Annotated in this window: 17 protein-coding genes; 9 read left to right on the plus strand and 8 right to left on the minus strand. The window is 68.8% G+C overall.

Going from position 1 to position 17,479, the window contains the following annotated elements:
• Nucleotides 1-32: 32 nt before the first annotated feature.
• The 3 genes from AAFF32_RS00280 to AAFF32_RS00290 form a co-directional block, all read right to left on the minus strand.
• Nucleotides 33-743, minus strand: coding sequence for a pirin family protein (locus tag AAFF32_RS00280; protein ID WP_216966014.1), 711 nt, complete (start codon nucleotides 741-743; stop codon nucleotides 33-35).
• A gap of 68 nt (nucleotides 744-811) precedes the next feature.
• The gene (locus tag AAFF32_RS00285) at nucleotides 812-1,393 is read right to left on the minus strand and encodes a YceI family protein (protein WP_342316104.1); all 582 of its coding nucleotides are present in this window, start codon (nucleotides 1,391-1,393) and stop codon (nucleotides 812-814) included.
• A 40-nt stretch (nucleotides 1,394-1,433) separates the two neighbouring features.
• Nucleotides 1,434-2,033 (minus strand): malonic semialdehyde reductase, encoded by a 600-nt coding sequence (locus tag AAFF32_RS00290; RefSeq protein WP_216966010.1) that lies wholly within the window; start codon nucleotides 2,031-2,033, stop codon nucleotides 1,434-1,436.
• A gap of 106 nt (nucleotides 2,034-2,139) precedes the next feature.
• Here AAFF32_RS00290 and AAFF32_RS00295 point away from each other — a divergent pair, with 106 nt between their 5' ends.
• Nucleotides 2,140-3,105 (plus strand): mitochondrial fission ELM1 family protein, encoded by a 966-nt coding sequence (locus tag AAFF32_RS00295; RefSeq protein WP_342316106.1) that lies wholly within the window; start codon nucleotides 2,140-2,142, stop codon nucleotides 3,103-3,105.
• A gap of 11 nt (nucleotides 3,106-3,116) precedes the next feature.
• Here AAFF32_RS00295 and glnE read toward each other — a convergent pair whose 3' ends face one another.
• From glnE to groES, 4 genes are all read right to left on the minus strand, one after another.
• The gene (gene glnE / locus AAFF32_RS00300) at nucleotides 3,117-5,945 is read right to left on the minus strand and encodes a bifunctional [glutamate--ammonia ligase]-adenylyl-L-tyrosine phosphorylase/[glutamate--ammonia-ligase] adenylyltransferase (RefSeq protein WP_342316107.1); all 2,829 of its coding nucleotides are present in this window, start codon (nucleotides 5,943-5,945) and stop codon (nucleotides 3,117-3,119) included.
• Between the two features lie 340 nt (nucleotides 5,946-6,285).
• Nucleotides 6,286-6,894, minus strand: a complete 609-nt coding sequence (locus AAFF32_RS00305) for a DUF6445 family protein (protein WP_342316108.1) — start codon at nucleotides 6,892-6,894, stop codon at nucleotides 6,286-6,288.
• A gap of 105 nt (nucleotides 6,895-6,999) precedes the next feature.
• Nucleotides 7,000-8,637 (minus strand): chaperonin GroEL, encoded by a 1,638-nt coding sequence (gene groL / locus AAFF32_RS00310; RefSeq protein WP_342316109.1) that lies wholly within the window; start codon nucleotides 8,635-8,637, stop codon nucleotides 7,000-7,002.
• A 144-nt stretch (nucleotides 8,638-8,781) separates the two neighbouring features.
• On the minus strand, nucleotides 8,782-9,069 hold the full coding sequence (gene groES / locus AAFF32_RS00315; protein ID WP_216966001.1) for a co-chaperone GroES: 288 nt from the start codon (nucleotides 9,067-9,069) through the stop codon (nucleotides 8,782-8,784).
• A 538-nt stretch (nucleotides 9,070-9,607) separates the two neighbouring features.
• Here groES and AAFF32_RS00320 point away from each other — a divergent pair.
• Nucleotides 9,608-10,030 (plus strand): helix-turn-helix domain-containing protein, encoded by a 423-nt coding sequence (locus AAFF32_RS00320; protein WP_216966000.1) that lies wholly within the window; start codon nucleotides 9,608-9,610, stop codon nucleotides 10,028-10,030.
• 3 nt (nucleotides 10,031-10,033) lie between these two features.
• Here the strand turns inward: AAFF32_RS00320 and AAFF32_RS00325 are convergent, their stop codons facing one another.
• Complete coding sequence (locus AAFF32_RS00325; protein WP_342316110.1) at nucleotides 10,034-10,507, minus strand: hypothetical protein; 474 nt, start codon at nucleotides 10,505-10,507, stop codon at nucleotides 10,034-10,036.
• 152 nt (nucleotides 10,508-10,659) lie between these two features.
• On the opposite strand from AAFF32_RS00325, the gene cutA reads away from it, so the two are divergent.
• The 7 genes from cutA (at nucleotide 10,660) to AAFF32_RS00360 (ending at nucleotide 17,465) form a co-directional block, all read left to right on the plus strand.
• Nucleotides 10,660-11,001: a divalent-cation tolerance protein CutA gene (gene cutA, locus AAFF32_RS00330; RefSeq protein ID WP_216965996.1), complete on the plus strand. Its 342-nt coding sequence runs from the start codon at nucleotides 10,660-10,662 to the stop codon at nucleotides 10,999-11,001.
• Nucleotides 10,994-13,390, plus strand: coding sequence for a protein-disulfide reductase DsbD (dsbD, locus tag AAFF32_RS00335; RefSeq protein ID WP_342316111.1), 2,397 nt, complete (start codon nucleotides 10,994-10,996; stop codon nucleotides 13,388-13,390). Before cutA ends, dsbD begins: the two co-directional genes overlap by 8 nt.
• Entirely contained in the window at nucleotides 13,390-13,986 is a 597-nt protein-coding gene (locus tag AAFF32_RS00340; RefSeq protein ID WP_342316112.1) for a TlpA disulfide reductase family protein, read from the plus strand. The genes dsbD and AAFF32_RS00340 overlap by 1 nt, the downstream gene beginning before the upstream one ends.
• 130 nt (nucleotides 13,987-14,116) lie before the next feature.
• Nucleotides 14,117-14,575, plus strand: a complete 459-nt coding sequence (gene aroQ, locus AAFF32_RS00345) for a type II 3-dehydroquinate dehydratase (protein ID WP_342316113.1) — start codon at nucleotides 14,117-14,119, stop codon at nucleotides 14,573-14,575.
• A 77-nt stretch (nucleotides 14,576-14,652) separates the two neighbouring features.
• Nucleotides 14,653-15,126 carry an acetyl-CoA carboxylase biotin carboxyl carrier protein gene (gene accB, locus AAFF32_RS00350; RefSeq protein WP_216965988.1) on the plus strand — a complete coding sequence of 158 codons (474 nt, stop codon included), beginning with the start codon at nucleotides 14,653-14,655 and terminating at the stop codon, nucleotides 15,124-15,126.
• 70 nt (nucleotides 15,127-15,196) lie between these two features.
• The gene (gene accC / locus AAFF32_RS00355) at nucleotides 15,197-16,564 is read left to right on the plus strand and encodes an acetyl-CoA carboxylase biotin carboxylase subunit (protein WP_216965986.1); all 1,368 of its coding nucleotides are present in this window, start codon (nucleotides 15,197-15,199) and stop codon (nucleotides 16,562-16,564) included.
• A gap of 91 nt (nucleotides 16,565-16,655) precedes the next feature.
• Nucleotides 16,656-17,465 carry an energy transducer TonB gene (locus AAFF32_RS00360; protein WP_342316114.1) on the plus strand — a complete coding sequence of 270 codons (810 nt, stop codon included), beginning with the start codon at nucleotides 16,656-16,658 and terminating at the stop codon, nucleotides 17,463-17,465.
• The last annotated feature ends 14 nt before the right edge of the window (nucleotides 17,466-17,479 follow it).

Here is a 17,479-nt window from a genome sequence, read left to right on the forward strand (position 1 = left end):
AGACCGGCTCGCCGCGTCGCGGCGGGCCGTGCTTATCCGGGCAGATCGAACAGCAGGACCAGCGCGCGCTCGTCGCCGCGGCCCTGCAGGCGCAGCGTGCCGGACTCCTCGCGCAGGCCCAGGGCATCGCCGGCATCGAGCGGGCGCTCCTCGTTGGCGGTGACCTGCCCCAGCACCACCTGCGCCCAGTACAGGCGCGAGGCATCGAGTTCGAGCGCGGCCGTCTCGCCGCGATCCAGCCGGATTTGCAGCACGCGGGCGTCCTGCCGGATCGCCAGGCTGCCCTCGCGACCGTCGCCGGAGGCGAGCAGCGTCCAGCCGCGGGCATCCACGGGGACGGCCTCACGGCGGGCGTAGGCCGGTTCGTGGTTCAGCCGCGACGGCTGGATCCACATCTGCAACAGGTGCAACGGTTCGCTGGCCGAGGCGTTGCGCTCGGTGTGCTCGACACCGTGGCCGGCGCTGAGCCACTGCAACTCGCCGGCACGGACCGTGCCGTGGCCGCCGATCGCGTCCTCGTGCGCGAGTTCGCCGGAAACGACGAACGCCAGCAATTCCATGTTCGCGCCCCGAGTCGCGGGAAAACCGGCCCCGGGCGCGAGGCGATCCTCGTTCAGCACGCGCAGCGGGCCGAAGCCCATCCACGCCGGGTCGTAGTACCCGCCGAAGGAGAAGCCGTAGCGGCTCTCGGGCCGGCCGGCGGCGGCGTGGCCGCGTTCGCTGGAGGGACGCTGGAGGATCATCGAAAACACAAAGGGCGGGAACCGGACGCGATTGTCCCTGTTCCCGCCCCGGATGTCCGCCCTGCCGCTTACTTCGCGGCCGGCACCACGGCTTCGGTGGTGATGCGCAGGGTGACGTTGTCGCTCACGTTCGGCGCGTACTTGTCCACACCGAAGTCGCTGCGCTTGATGGTGGTGGTGGCGTCGAAGCCCGCCGCGGCGCGCTTGGCCATCGGCTGCTCGCCGATCTTGTTGATGGTGGTGTCGAGCACGACCGGCTTGGTGATGCCCTTGATGGTCAGGTCACCGAATACGCGCAGCTTCTTGTCGCCGACGGCCTCGACCTTGGTGCTCTTGAAGGTGATGTTCGGGTGCTTCTCGGCGTCGAAGAAATCGGCGCTGCGCAGGTGTTCGTCGAACTTGGCGACGTGCGAGTCCAGGCCCGACAGCGGCAGCGTCACTTCCACCTTCGAGGTGCCGACGTTGGTCGGATCGTAGGTGATGGAGCCGTCGACGTCGCCGAAGTTGGCGATCGGGTTGGAGAAGCCGAAGTGGCTCCAGCTGGCGACCACGGAGGTGTGGTTCGGATCGATCTTGTACGTGACCGGCGCGGCGAAGGCGGCGGTGCTGAGGGTCGCGAGGGTCGCGGCCAGGGCGATGCGCTTGAACATGGGTGGTTCTCCGGTGAGGGTGGTCGGGCGAACTGCGTGGTTACTCGATCCGCGCCGCTTCGTCGAAAGACAGGCGCGGCGAACGGGGAAACAGCTTGGCCGTGTCGCCATGGCCAAGGTTGATGAGGAAGTTGGACTTGATCTTCGTGCCGGCGAAGAACGTCTGGTCGACGAGCGCGTTGTTGAAACCCGACATCGGACCGGTGTCCAGGCCCAGCGCGCGCGCGGCCATCAGCACGTAGGCGCCCTGCAGGCTGCCGTTGCGCAGTGCGATGGTGGTCAGCGCGTCCTCGGGCTTGGTGTCGAACCAGCCGCGCGCATCGGTGTGCGGGAACAGGTACGGCAGCTTCTCGTAGAAGCCCAGGTCGTAGGCGACGATGGCGGTGACCGGCGCGGCCATGGTCTTGGCGTAATTGCCTTCGTCCAGCGCCGGGCCGAGCTTGGCCTTGGCCTCCTTCGACTTCACGAACACCAGCCGCAGCGGCGACATGTTGGCGCTGGTCGGCCCCCACTTGGCCAGGTCGTAGAGCTGGCGCAGGGTCTCGTCGCTGACGTCGCCCTTGAGCTCGTTGTGCGTGCGGGCGGTGCGGAAGAGCTGGTCCAGCGCGGACTCGGGCAGCGGGTGCAGGGTGTGCGACATCGTGTGCTCCATGGGAGACCGCGACATCGCCGCGGCCAAGGTTCGAGAGTGTAGAGTCTGGCACGTTCGCAACAGCCGACTGATCCAGAACGGATTAATCACAAACGTGCAACGAACAAGCCCCGATTACGCCCCCGACACCTGGACGCTGACCGACGGCCACGCCGGCAACGTGCGCCAGGCGCAGGCGCTGGCGGCGGTGCTGGGCGAACCGTTCCGCGCGTGGACGCTGGCCCCGCACAGGCCCTGGCGATGGTTCGCGCCGCGTGCGTGGCCGGGAGCGGACGGCGCGTTCGGCCCCACTTTCGAACAGGCGATGCGGATGCCGCCGTCGCTGGCGATCGGTTGCGGCCGTCAGGCGGCCCTCGCCACGCGCCTGCTGCGCAAGCGCGGCGCGCGGGCGGTGCAGATCCTCGATCCCCGCATGAGCACGCGCCATTGGGACCTCGTCATCGCGCCCGAGCACGACGGGCTGCGCGGCGACAACGTCATCACCGTGCTCGGCAGTCTGCATCCGGTGGACGACCTCTGGCTCGCGACGGGACGACACGCCTTTCCCGACCTGGGCACCCTGCCCGGCCCGCGCACCGCGCTGCTCGTCGGCGGCGACAGCGCGCACGCGCGCTTCGACGCGGGCGTGTACGAATCACTGCTGCACCACGTGGAGCGCGTGGCGCGCGACGAAGGCGGCAGCGTCATGGCCACCACCTCGCGCCGCACGCCGTCGGGCGTGAGCGCTGAAGTGCGCGAACGACTGCGCGGCATCCCCGGCATCGTCTGGACCGACAGCGCCGACGGCCAGAATCCCTATGCCGGCCTGCTCGCCTGGGCCGACCGCATCGTCTGCACGGCCGATTCGGTCAACATGCTTTCCGAAGCTGCGGCCACCTGGGCCCCGGTGTTCGTCGCCGGACACGAGCGCGTCGAAGGCCGCCCGCGCCGTTTCGTCGATGCGCTGCTGCGCATGGACCGCATCCGCGTGCTGGGCGATGGGGCCGCTGCGTCCGACATCACGCCGCTGCGCGAGACCGCGCGCGTAGCCGCCGAGGTGCGGCAACGCATCGACGCATAACGCGGGCGAACTCAGGCGTCGAACACCAGCCCATGCGCATGCGAGGCGGCGATGATCGCCGCGCGCGCCTGCGCGATGGCGTCGTTGATCGGCAGCCGGCGCGGACGGCGGTCGAGCGTGCACGCCAGTCCCGCATCGACAAACACGGCGTGCGCTTGCGTCAATCCGGCGACTTCCTCTTCGCTCAACCACCCGCTTTCGCCCAGCGCGTGGATGAGTTCGCGCGTATTGCGCGACGAAAGCCACTGCGCGTGCCGTGCCGAATGCGCGAGCACGGCGTATTGCAGCAGGAACTCCAGATCAACCAGACCGCCCTCGCCCTGCTTGAGATCGAACGCTGCCGCGTCGCTGCGGTCGAGCTCGGCGCGCATGCGGCGGCGCATCGAGACCACGTCCTCGCACACGCGTTGCACGTCGCGTTCGCGCGAGAGCGTCTGCCGACGCACGTCCTCCACGTCGGCGCCGAGCGATTCGTCGCCTGCCACGAACCGTGCGCGCACCAGCGCCTGATGCTCCCACGTCCATGCGCGCTCGCGCTGGTAGTCGCGATAGCTCGCCAGGCTCGACACGAGCAGTCCTTTCGCGCCGTCCGGACGCAGGCGGACGTCGACGTCGTACAGGCGACCGGCGCCGGTCACCGCGCCCAGCAACGCGACGACCTTCTGCGCCACGCGCGCGAACCAGCGCGTGGCTTCGAGTGGGCGCGCACCATCGGAATGCGCGTGCTCACCGCCGGGCGAATCGTAGATGAAGACCAGGTCCAGGTCCGAACCGAAACCCAGTTCCTCGCCGCCGAGACTGCCGTAGCCGATCACCGCGAAGCGCGCGCCGGGCACGCGACCGTGCGCGCCGGCGACTTCGTGCTCGGCCAGGCGCAGCACGCGCATCACCACGCCGTCTGCCAGCCACGCGAGCTGGCGCGCGCCGTCCGCGGCCGACAGGCGTCCGTCGCGCACCGCCATGGCGATGCGGAAGCTCAGCGCCTGGCGGACTTCGTTTAGCGCCTGCAGGACCGCCTCGGCATCGTCGTCGTCATCGCGTGCGACGTCCGCGCAGGCGGCGTGCAGTTCGTCGCGTCCCGGCAGCGGTCCGGCGACGCGCGCGTCGAGCAGTTCGTCGAGCAGTAACGGATACGAGGCGAGGCGTTCGGCCAGCAGCGCGCTGTGCGTCACCACTTCCACGAGGCGTGCAAGCGCAACGGGCTGTTCGTCCAGCAGGGCGAGGTACGCGCTGCGTCGCAGCACGTTGTGCAGCAGCGCCAGCAGGCGCCGCAGCGCGAGCATCGGCTCGCTCGACGCGGCCGCGGCCTGCAAGAGCGACGGCAGCACGCGATCCAGGCGCGCGCGTGCGTTGTCCGACAGGCCGCGCACGCCGGGGCTTCGCGCGAAGTCGCGCAGCGCCGCGTCGGCGTTTCCGGCTTCGATGAAACCGGCATCGGCCAGCGCTTCGCTGTCGCTGCCGTCGGGCAGTGCGTGCCAGTAGCGGGTCAGCGCGTCGGGCGCGTTGCGGCGACGGCGCGGCGTGAGCAGCGCCTCGAACTCGGCGGTGACGCGCGCACGCTGCGCATCCAGTGCTTCGCGCAGCCCGCTCCAATCGGCGTAGCCCAGCGACGCGGCGATGCGGTCGCGATCTTCCTCGCGTTCGGGCAGCGCATGCGTCTGCGCATCGCGGAGCATCTGCAGGCGATTCTCCAGGCCGCGCAGGAAGCGGTAAGCGGTGGCGAGCATGTCGCCCGCCTCGACGCTCATCTGTCGCGCCTCCATCAGCGCGGCGAGCGAGGGCAGCAGCCGGCGATCGCGCAGGCTGGGTTCGCGACCGCCGTAGATGAGCTGCAAGGCCTGCACCAGGAATTCGATCTCGCGAATGCCGCCGGGCCCGCGCTTGATGTCATCGGCCAGCTCCTTGCGCGCGACTTCCGCGCTGATCGCCGCCTTCATGCCGCGCAGGCCGTCGAGCGCGCCGAAATCCAGGTAGCGGCGATAGACGAACGGTCGCAGGCTCTCAAGGAAGCGTTCGCCCGCGGCGGCGTCACCGGCGACGGGCCGCGCCTTCTGCCACGCGTAGCGCTCCCAGTCGCGGCCTTCGCGCTGAAAGTACTGCTCCATCGCGGTGAACGACCACGCCACCCGGCCCGCGTTGCCGTAGGGACGCAAGCGCAGATCGACGCGGTGGCAGAAGCCGTCGACGGTCAGCTCGTCGAGCAGCTTCGCCAGTTGCTGGCCCAGACGCGCGAAGTAGTGCTCGGCATCGAGCGGGCGCGCGCCGTCGGACTCGCCGTCGTGCTCGTAGGTGTAGACCAGGTCGACGTCGGAACTGAAGTTGAGTTCGCCACCGCCCAACTTGCCCAGCCCGAACACGACCAGGCGCTGCGGTACGCCATCGCGATCACGCACGAGGCCGTGGCGTTGTGCGAACTCCTGCTCGATCGCGGCGAGCGCGATCTGCAGGCAGCGTTCGGCCAGATGCGTGCTGCCGGCGAGCGTGCCGTCGACATCGTCCAGGCCCAGCACGTCGCGCCAGATCAGGCGCGTGGAGCCGGCGGCGCGATAGCGGCGCAGCAATGCCGGCCAGTCGGCGCGGTTGATGGCGTCGAGCACCGGCTCCTCGAGCGGCTGCGCGCCGTCGTCGTGCAGCAGGCGTTCGAGCAGGGCCGGCTGGCGCGCGAGGGTGTCGATGGCGAAGTCGCTGGCGATGGCGACGCGCTCGATGCGTGCGATCGCGTGCGGATCGGACAACCGTCCGTCCTGCCCGGGCAGCGCCGCGCGCAAGCGCGCGAGCGCGCGTGCCAGCAATGGCTCGAACTGGACGGAATGCGAGGGAGACGTTGCGGTGAGGATCATCGCGCCGATTCTGTCATGCGGCCCGTGCCAGCCCGCGCTTGCGGCAGACACCGTGCCAGCGCGCGACGACGAGACCTTTTCGCTGCGCGCCGCGGGATTCCAGCGAACGGGCAAATAAAAAGCCCGCCCCGGTCGAACCGGTTGCGGGCCTGCTCCCTCCCCCACGTCGGGATGCAGGGCGATCGTGAAGGAAGCGTTAGGGGGTTTGCACGCTGCACTGCAAAATAGAACTCTGCGGTTCAAAATGCATGCCAATCAGACCTTTACAATCATCCCTGTTCAGGTATGGAAGAGGCCTGGGCCCGGACGCGATGAGCCCGGGAAGGACGGATCGGCGCCGTCAGACCGCCTCGAAAAACATCAGGTAGACCAGCCGGCCGTTCTCCATGCGGTCACCGAACGCCGGCCCCGCGGTGTGCCACAGCCACGGGCGCAGCAACACCAGGCGGTTGAAGCGCATCGGCGCCTGCATGGTCGGCTCCCACTTGGAATCGTCCACGCTGTCGCGCTCGATGATCTCGCGGTGCATCTGCTCCAGCGAGTCGTAGCCCATCGCGCGCATCTCGGCATCGTCGAGCGGGGCGCGGTCGGAGTTCGTGGCGCGGTGACGGAAGAACTCGGTGCCGCCACGGCAGTCTTCCGGACGGCTGAGGAAGAGAATCCCCGACCAGTACGCCTGGTCGATGTGCACCTTCGCGCGCCCCACGTCGGCCGCCAGCGTCATGCGGAACTTCGCGTGCGATTGCAACGGCGAGATCGGCCGCACGTTCTCGCCGACGAGTTCGGAGACGCGCCGGTCCAGGCCGTCGATCTCGATGCGTTCCAGCGAGTTGCGCCCCGGGAATGCGCCCTGCTGATCGGGATACGTCAGTTGCAGGCCCACGTCGCGCAACTGCAACGCATCGCGGTGGCTGAGGAAGTCGTCGACGATGATCAGGGAGGTCGGCATGCGCGCGAGCTTAGCGGGCGCGCACGCCGGCCGCACGCCGGCCAAAAAAGAACCCCGCATCGCTGCGGGGTTCTTCGTGTTGCAAGGTGCCGCGGAAAGCCGGACTTAGAAGTCCATGCCGCCCATGCCGCCCATGCCGCCGCCCGGCATCGCCGGCTCGTCCTTCTTCGGCAGCTCGGCGACCATCGCTTCGGTCGTGATCATCAGACCGGCGATCGACGCGGCGTTCTGCAGCGCGGTGCGGGTGACCTTGGTCGGGTCCAGGATGCCGGCTTCGAGCATGTCGACGTACTCGCCGTTGGCGGCGTTGTAGCCAAACGCGCCCTTGCCTTCGATCACCTTGTTGAGGATGACGGAGGGCTCTTCACCGGCGTTGGTGACGATCTCGCGCAGCGGCGCTTCCATCGCGCGCAGGGCGATCTGGATGCCGTGATTCTGGTCTTCGTTGGCACCCTTCAGGCCGGCGATCGCCGCCTTGGCACGCAGCAGCGCGACGCCGCCGCCCGGGACGATGCCTTCTTCCACGGCAGCGCGGGTGGCGTGCAGCGCGTCTTCAACGCGTGCCTTCTTTTCCTTCATTTCGATTTCGGTCGAAGCACCGACCTTGATCACCGCCACGCCGCCGGCCAGCTTGGCCACGCGCTCCTGCAGCTTCTCGCGGTCGTAGTCGGAGGAGGTCTCCTCGATCTGCGCCTTGATCTGCTTGATGCGGCCTTCGATGCCCGAGCTCTCGCCCGCGCCGTCGATGATCGTGGTGTTTTCCTTCGAGACCTGCACCTTCTTGGCGCGGCCCAGATCCTTGATGGTGGCCTTGTCGAGCTGCAGGCCGACCTCTTCGGAGATCACGGTGCCGCCGGTCAGGATGGCCATGTCTTCCAGCATCGCCTTGCGACGGTCGCCGAAACCCGGGGCCTTCACGGCGCAGACCTTCACGATGCCGCGGATGGTGTTGACCACCAGGGTCGCCAGCGCTTCGCCTTCGACTTCCTCGGCGATGATCAGCAGCGGCTTGCCGGCCTTCGCGACGCCTTCCAGCACCGGCAGCAGGTCACGCACGTTGGAGATCTTCTTGTCGTGCAGCAGGATGAACGGATCGTCCAGTTCGGCCTGCATCGACTGCTGGTTGTTGATGAAGTACGGCGACAGGTAGCCGCGGTCGAACTGCATGCCCTCGACGACGTCGAGTTCGTTCTCCAGGCCCGAGCCGTCTTCGACGGTGATCACGCCTTCCTTGCCGACCTTGTCCATCGCCTGGGCGATGAGGTCACCGATGTTGGTGTCGCTGTTGGCCGAGATCGCGCCGACCTGGGCGATTTCCTTCGACGTCGAGGACGGCTTGGAGATCTTCTTCAGCTCGACGACGGCCTCGGTCACGGCCTTGTCGATGCCGCGCTTGAGGTCCATCGGGTTCATGCCGGCGGCGACCGCCTTCATGCCTTCACGGATCAGCGCCTGCGCCAGCACGGTGGCGGTGGTGGTGCCGTCGCCGGCGTTGTCGGAGGTCTTGGAAGCGACTTCCTTGACCATCTGCGCGCCCATGTTCTCGAACTTGTCGGCAAGCTCGATTTCCTTGGCGACGGACACGCCGTCCTTGGTGATGGTCGGCGCGCCGAAGCTCTTCTCGAGCACGACGTTGCGGCCCTTCGGGCCGAGGGTCGCCTTCACGGCGTTGGCGAGGATGTTGACGCCGCGCACCATCTTGACGCGCGCGTCCTCACCGAAACGGATTTCTTTGGCAGCCATGGTTGTAACTCCGGGATTCGTTATTCGAGATTCGTGATTCGTAGAAGCGAGGGTGCGGCAGGAGTTCGGGAAGGTCGGGATGCGTCGGCGCATGGCGCTCTTACGAATCCCGAATCTCCCATCCCGAATCCCCGCCTTACGGCATCAGCCAAGGATCGCGAAGATGTCGTCTTCCTTCACCACCAGGAACTCGTTGCCGTCGAGCTTCACTTCGGTGCCGCTGTACTTGCCGAACAGCACCTTGTCGCCGGCCTTGACCTTCGGCGCGCGCACGCTGCCGTTGTCGAGCACCTTGCCCTCGCCCACGGCGACGACTTCGCCCTTGATCGGCTTCTCGGTAGCCGAGTCCGGAATCACGATGCCGCCGGCGGACATCTTTTCTTCTTCCATGCGCTTGATGACCACGCGGTCGTAGAGCGGCTTGATATTCATGGCGACGCGAACCTCCGAGGAATACGTAAGTGATTGAAACAATGGTAAAAGTGGCGGAATTTTAGCAGCCGCAGGCGACGAGTGCCAACGCCGGCGGCAAACAAAACCCGGCGAGCCGGGATGCGAGGGAGATGGGGCGCACGGCAGGGCTTTCAAGGGCGTCGCGGCGAAAAACGCGCCCGGAGGCGGCCCAGAGGCTTCAAACGCAACACGGGGCGGCCGGCGGCAACGGCGCGGTGCGTAAAAAAAAGAGCGCGTCCCGTGGAACGCGCTCTTTGGTGTCGGAGTTGCCGTCCTGGGCCTGGCGCTGTCCCTGCGCACGCCCCCGAACCCCGCGCCGTGTCATGGCGCACGCGAATGTTGTGCAGTTCGTGGCATTCCAGCCAGAGGGACGGGGCGGTGGCGCTGCTGACAGGCGGTAGCCGGACGGCGCGTGAATTTGCCAGAATCTCCCGCAGAAATAGCTTTCGGTTCACGCCTGCAGGAAGCATGGCTACCTCCAGGACACAGGTTCAGGTGAATTTTGTTCACTCTGTGAATGGAGGTATCCAAGGTGACGCCGCAGCAACGGATCCGACTCGCCCGCCGCCACGCCGGACTGTCCCAGGCCGCCCTGGGGGCCGCGGTGGGCGTGCAACGCAGCGCCGTGGGGCACTGGGAGGCCGCGCGGGGGAAATTCCCCTCGGTGGCGCATCTGCGCGAGATCGCGCTGGTCACCGGCGTCCAGTTCGAGTGGCTGGCGACGGGCCGCGGCTCCATGGGACTGTCGGCCGACACGGCGCTGGACTCCGTCGCCGCCGCCGATGCGGTGCTGGTGGAGGATCCACTGGAGCTGCGCCTGCTGACGGCCTTCCGCACCGCACCTACGCGTTCGAAGGCGCCGCTGGTGGAGGTCGTGGAGCAACTGGCGGAACTGCGCACGGGGCGCGCGCGATCGTCCGCCAAAGCGGTACGCGGTTGAGCCTCAGCCGCCGGCGAGGCGTTTGACGGCCGCGGCCGGCAGCGCGGCGCAGTCGGCCGCGGGGGCGAAAGCCGCCGTGGCGGTCTCATCCCCCTGCACCAGCTGGAGCCGCTTGGCCGCCACCGGAGCGGGCAGCACGAGCGTCCACACGGCGCGGATCGTGCCCTGCATCGGCGGCTCGGCCTGCGGGGCGCCGGATGCGTCGACGTAGATCAGGTTGGGCCCCGATGCGACCAGACGTTGCCCGGTGTCGACATCGATCACGCCGATGTCGGCCGGGTCGCTCCAGCAATCCATTGCGCTCTCGCAGCTCAGGTCCAGGAGCAGGCGCGGCGCCGGCGCCGCCTGCAGGCACGCCGCCCGCACGCGTATGCCGTGGGCATCGCCTGTCTGCGCAATGGCGGCCAGGCTGGCCAGCGCCAGCGGCAGCCCGGCGAACACGAACCTCGCCAGCACAGGCTTGAAGCGGTGGGACATCGGACCTCCTCGACCGGCGTGGGGCACCGGCGCGGGCAGCCTACGCCAAAGCCGGCCCCCTCGCGCAAGTCCGCCGGGCGGGGGTATCGCAACACTGTGGGCTGCCTGGGCACGGGCATCGGCACGGGGCAGGCCCTACACTGGCGCCCCTCATGACCACGCCTTCCGCCCCGCCCGTGCGGCTGGTGCTCAGCACCTGCCCCGATGCGCAGACCGCTGATGCCCTCGCCACGGCGCTGGTCGAGGCGCGCCTGGCCGCCTGCGTGAACGTGCTCCCCGGCGTGCGTTCGACGTACCGCTGGCAGGGCGCCGTGGAGCGCGGCGAAGAAGTGCTGCTGCTGATCAAGACCACCGCCGACCGCGAGGCGGCGCTGGTGGAACGACTCAACGCGCTGCATCCCTATGAACTGCCCGAGGCGTTGGCGGTCGAAGCCGTCGGCGGCCTCACCGCCTACCTGGACTGGGTGGCCGAACAGACCCGTGACGATGACTGATCCGATCCGAACGCGCGCCGCGCGACTGCTCTCCTTCCTGCTTCCCCTCGCACTGGCGATCGGCGCCCCCGCCGCGCAGGCCGCGATCGGCCCGGACGACCTGCTCCCGGTCGACGACGCCTTCGCCCTGCGCGCCGAAGCGCCGACGCCGGACCGGATCGAGATCCGCTGGCGCATCGCCGACGGCTACTACCTCTACAAGCACCGCATCGCCGTGCAGGCCGACGCGGCCTTCGCCGCGCAGCCGCTGCAGCTGCCCAAGGGCGATGCGCACGAGGACGAGTTCTTCGGCAAGGTCGAGACCTACCGGCAGGCGCTCACCGCCGTGCTGCCGGGCCAGGCGAACGCCGGCCAGGTCACGCTGAAGATCAAGTACCAGGGCTGCGCCGACGCGGGCATCTGCTACCCGCCGCAGGTGCGCAGCGTGACGGTCGCCCTGCCCGCCTCGAACGCCGCCGCGCAGGACAGCGCGCGTCCTACGGTGAACTTCGGCGCAGGCGGCGCCGCGCCGCTCGGCGGCGGCCTGCTGGGCCGCAACGCCACCGGCACCGACGCCCTGCCGCTGCCGCCGGAACAGGCGTTCGGCTTCGAAGCGATCGCCGGCGACGGCAACACGCTGCTGCTGCGCTTCACGCCGGCCAAGGGCTATTACCTCTATCGCGACAAGACCACGCTGACGCTCGACGCTGCCGCGACGCAGGCCGGCTTCGCCCTCGGCGCGCCGCGCTGGCCGAAGGGCGTGGCGCATCGCGACGAGCATTTCGGCGACGTCACGGTGTTCTTCGACCAGATCGACGTGCCGGTGGCGGTCGCGCGCACGAAGACCGAGGCGACGACGCTGCGGCTCACCGCCGGTTTCCAGGGCTGCCAGACCGACGGCATCTGCTATCCGCCGATGACGCGCACGGTCGAAGTTGCGCTGCCGACCGGCAAAGTGATGGCGATCGACGCCAAACCCGCCGCCGCATCGCAGCCGATTGCGGCCGCGCCGTCCGCCGGCGAAGCCCCGGCCACGACCGGCCCGGCGAATGCGAGCACGGACGCAGCGCCCGCCGCTTCGTCGGCTCCGGTCGCGACGACGACCGACACCGCCGGCCAGGCCGAAGACACCCGCCTGGCCGCCGCGCTGTCGGGCAAGGGGCGCTGGGTCGCGCTGCTGACCTTCTTCGCACTGGGCCTGGGCCTGTCGTTCACGCCCTGCGTGCTGCCGATGATTCCGATCCTGTCCGGGCTGATCGCCGGTCAGGGCCCGAACCTCGGTGCGCGCCGCGCGTTCTCGCTGTCCTTCGTCTACGTGCTGGCCAATGCACTGGTGTTCACCGCGGCGGGCATCGTCGCCGGGCTGGTGGGCGCGAACCTGCAGGTGGCCTTCCAGACGCCGTGGGTGATCGTCGCCTTCGCCGCGCTGTTCGTCGTGCTGGCGCTGTCGAGCTTCGGCCTGTTCGAGCTGCAACTGCCGGCCAGCCTGCGCAGCCGGCTCGGCGCGATGAGCGACCGCCAGCGCGGCGGTTCGATGCTGGGCGTGGCGGCGATGGGCGCACTGTCGGCGCTGATCGTCGGCCCCTGCGTGGCGCCGCCGCTGGCGGCCGCCGTGCTCTACATCGGCCAGACCCAGGACCCGACCTTCGGCGGCGCGGCGCTGTTCCTGCTCGGCATGGGCATGGGCGTGCCGCTGCTCGCCTTCGGCGTGGCCGCCGGCAAGGGGCTGCCGACCAGCGGGCCGTGGATGGTCACGGTGCAGCGCGTGTTCGGCTTCATCTTCCTGGGGCTGGCGGTGTGGATGGTCTCGCGCATCCTGCCGGGGCCGGCGACGCTGGCGTTGTGGGGCGTGCTGCTGCTCGCTGCCGCCGCGGCGGTGGCGATCGGCCTGCGTGCGCTGCGCCACGACGGCGCGCGCATCCTGGGCTGGACCTCGGTGCTGATCCTGGGCCTGTTCGGCGCGGCGCAGCTGGTGGGCGCGATGGCCGGCAGCCGCGATCCGCTGCAGCCGCTGGCCGGCCTGCGCAGCGGTGGCGTGCAGGAAGCCGAGCTGCCGTTCCGCAAGATCAAGTCGCTGGCCGATCTCGATCGCGAAGTCGCCGCCGCCAAGGCCGCCGGCAAGCCGGTGATGCTCGACTTCTATGCCGACTGGTGCGTGGCCTGCAAGGAAATGGAGAAGTACACCTTCCCCGAACCGGCCGTGCACAAGGCGCTCGACGGCTTCGTCCTGCTCAAGGCCGACGTGACCGCCAACGACGACACCGACCAGGCGCTGATGAAGCACCTGGGCATCATCGGCCCGCCGGCCACGCTCTATTACGCCGACGGCGTCGAGCACCGCGAGCTGCGCCTGTTCGGCTTCGAGGATGCGGAGAACTTCGTCGAACGCGCGGGCCGGGTGAAGCGCTGATGGGGTCGACGGGCAAGGTCCTGCTCGTCGCCGTCATCGCCGGTGCGCTCGGCGTCGTGGCCGGACTGGTGGTGAACGGCCCGGGCCCGCTGCTGCGCACCGAAGTGGGCCAGCGCGCGCTGCAATCGGCGATGGAAGCCAGCGCGCCCAAACCGCCGGCGGACCTTCCGGTCGCGCGCCGCGGTGAGGTCATCCCCTCCATCCTCCTGCCCGCGCTGGATGGCGCGAATGTCGAGCTTCCCGCCGCGTACGCCGGCAAACCGGTGCTGATCAACCTGTGGGCCAGCTGGTGCGGCCCGTGCATCGAGGAAATGCCGGAGCTGGACCGCTTCGCCGCAGCCCAGGGCGCGAACGGCACGCAAGTGGTCGGCATCGCGCTGGATGACAAGGCGGCCGTGCAGGCCTTCCTGCAGCGGATCCCGGTGCGCTACCCGATCCTGCTCGACGAGGCCGGCCCGCGCGATGCCGGGGTGCAGCTGGGCAACCCCAAGGGCGTGCTGCCCTATACCGCGCTGATTTCGGCCGACGGACGCCTGATCAGGCAGAAAATCGGCCCGTTCCAGCACGGCGAAATCGACAACTGGGTCGCAGATTAGAGCGACCACTCAAACAACTGATTAACTTCCGGGAACTTCGTCGATACGGCGGCGAACGTCTGGACACCCTGAAAGGCATGGCGCACACTGCCGCCCTTCGGCTCTGTTCAACGCGAAAAATCCGGTCCCGATGGCGAAACTGCTGGTTCTGCACGGCCCCAACCTCAACCTGCTCGGCACCCGCGAGCCGGAGGTCTACGGCCGCACGACGCTGGCGGACATCGACGCCGACCTGCGCGCCCGCGCCGAGGCCGCCGGCCACGCCGTCGAAACCCTGCAGGCCAACGCCGAGCATGTGCTGGTGGACCGCGTCCAGGCCGCCCGCAGCGACGGCACCGCCTTCATCCTGATCAACCCCGCTGCCTTCACCCACACCAGCGTCGCCATCCGCGACGCGCTGGCGGCGGTGGCCCTGCCTTTCATCGAAGTCCACCTGTCCAACCCGCACCGCCGCGAAGCCTTCCGCCACACCAGCTACTTCAGCGATCTGGCGGTGGGCGTGGTCTGCGGTTTCGGCGCGGACAGCTACCGCTACGCCCTCGATGCCGCCCTGGCGCATCTACGGCCGGGATTGGGGATTGGGGATTAGGGATTCGCGAAAGCGGCTCCCCGATCTCATCCAATCCCGAATCTCGAATCCCCAATCCCGCACAACCGAGGCCCACCATGGACCTGCGCAAAATCAAGAAGCTGATCGACCTGCTCGAAGAATCCAACCTTGCCGAGATCGAGATCAAGGAAGGCGAGGAGTCGGTCCGCCTGGCCCGCACGCCGAAGGGCGTCGCCGTCGCGGCTGCGCCGGTGATGCACGCCGCGCCGGTCGCGCCGCAGCCGGTGATGCCGATGCACGGCCCCACCGAAGCCGCCAGCGGCGGCACGCCCAAGCCCGCCGCCGACCTGCCCGCCGGGCACATCGTGCGCGCGCCGATGGTCGGCACCTTCTACGCCTCGCCGTCGCCGGACAAGCCGGCGTTCGTCAGCATCGGCCAGGCGGTCAAGGCCGGCGACACGCTGGGGATCATCGAAGCGATGAAGATGTTCAACCCCATCGAAGCCGACGTCGCCGGCACCGTGCTCAAGATGATGGTCGAGAACGGCCAGCCGATCGAGTTCGACCAGCCGCTGTTCGTCATCGGGTAAGCGCGCCGGGCGCGGCCGGTGCTGCCGCCGCGCTCCCGCTTTCTTCGTCCCTGCTTTCGAGAACAGCCACATGCTCGACAAAGTTGTAATCGCCAACCGCGGTGAGATCGCGCTGCGCATCCTGCGCGCGTGCCACGCGCTGGGCATCCGTACGGTCGCGGTGCACTCCACCGTCGACCGCAATCTCAAACACGTCGCGATGGCCGACGAGTCGGTCTGCATCGGCCCGGCGCCGTCCACCGACAGCTACCTCAACATGGCGCAGATCATCGCCGCCGCCGAGGTCACCGACGCCCAGGCGATCCACCCGGGCTACGGCTTCCTGTCGGAGAACGCCGACTTCGCCGAGCGCGTGGAGCAGTCCGGCTTCATCTTCATCGGGCCCAAGGCCGACACGATCCGCCTGATGGGCGACAAGGTCGAAGCCATCCGCGCGATGAAGTCCGCCGGCGTGCCCTGCGTGCCCGGCAGCGGCGGTCCGCTCGGCGACGACGCGGCCACCAACGTCAAGATCGCGCGCGAGATCGGCTACCCGATCATCGTCAAGGCCGCCGGCGGTGGCGGCGGTCGCGGCATGCGCGTGGTGCACACCGAGGCGCACCTGGTCACCGCGATCCAGACCACCAAGTCCGAAGCCAAGGCCGCGTTCGGCAACGACATGGTCTACATGGAGAAGTTCCTGGAGAACCCGCGCCACGTGGAAATCCAGGTCCTCGCCGACGGCCAGGGCAACGCGATCCACCTGGGCGAGCGCGACTGCTCGATGCAGCGCCGCCACCAGAAGGTCGTCGAGGAAGCGCCGGCACCGGGCATCACGCCCGAGCAGCGCGCGGAAATCGGCAAGGTCTGCGTGGAAGCCTGCCTGCGCATCGGCTACCGCGGCGCGGGCACGTTCGAGTTCCTGTACGAGAACGGCCGCTTCTACTTCATCGAAATGAACACCCGCATCCAGGTGGAGCATCCGGTCACCGAGATGGTCACCGGCATCGACCTGGTGCGCGAGCAGCTCAACATCGCCGCCGGCCACAAGCTGTCGATCAAGCAGAGCGACATCGTGCTGGAAGGCCATGCGATCGAGTGCCGCATCAATGCCGAAGACCCGGACACGTTCATGCCGTTCCCCGGCCTGATCCAGCATTTCCACGCACCGGGCGGCCCGGGCGTGCGCGTGGACAGCCACATCTACGAAGGCTATCGCGTGCCGCCGAACTACGACTCGATGATCGGCAAGCTGATCGTGCACGGCCCCGATCGCGAAACCGCGATCGCACGCATGCGCGTGGCGCTCTCCGAGATGGTCGTGGACGGCATCAAGACCAACATCCCGCTGCAGCAGCGGATCATGTCCGACGCCGGCTTCCAGCAGGGCGGCATGAACATCCACTACCTCGAGAAACGCCTGAAGGAACAGAAGGAAAAGGCGCTCTCGATCGTGTGACCTGACAACCGCGGCCCAGGCCGCGGTTTCTTTTTCTGCGGCAGGACTTCCTGCAAGAATGCCTGCGTCCCCGCACCGGTTCGGAGCCCGCATGACCGCTCGACTGTTGATGACCCTCGCGATCGCCTTGGCGTCCTCGCAGGCCATCTGCGCACCCCGCTCCGGCAGCGACTGGCTGCAGGTCGAGACCGTCATCGACACCCACGACACCGTGTCGCACCTGTACCGCGAGCAGCTGCTCTCCTGGTACCGCACCAGCGGAACGATGGACCCGAAGGAACTGGAGGCGCTGCCGGACGCCGGCTATTTCGCCTTCCGCCCGGACCTGACCAGCTTCGCGATCGACCGCGGCGACGCCACGGGCCAATGGACCTTCGTCGCACCACAGCAGGGCCGGTGGCCCGACAGCGCGGTGCAGGTGATCGACCGTTCCGAAACGGACCGCTACCGCATCATCGCGCGCGTCCATTGCCCGGCCGCCAACGCCGCCTGCAAGGCCTTGCAGGCGCAAACCGCCGCGATGTCCCCGCCGGAGCCGTCCACCGACACCGAAAGCCCCGGCTATCTCGCCTGGCGCAAGCTCATCGAACACGAGGCCTGCACGCCCGCGCCGAAGGACATGGCGCCGCCGCGCTATCCGGCCTCGCTGGCGCGGCACGGCGAAGGCGGTCGCGTGGAACTGCGCCTGCTGGTCAATCCCTGCGGTGAAGTGCGCGCGGTGCGCCTGAGCGAATCCTCGGGCTATCCGCTGCTGGACCAGTCGGCGATCAATGTCGCCTGGGGCTGGCGCATCCAGTCCGAACGCCAACCGGAGGGCGCGCTGGTGCGTGTGCCGGTGGACTTCGTGCCGCCGCAGATGGACGGCGCCGCCACCGGACGGGTCGATCGGGCGGTGCGCTGAGGCCGCCTGCCTTC

The organism is Lysobacter sp. FW306-1B-D06B (assembly GCF_038446665.1).
In the GTDB taxonomy this organism is placed as follows: domain Bacteria; phylum Pseudomonadota; class Gammaproteobacteria; order Xanthomonadales; family Xanthomonadaceae; genus Lysobacter_J.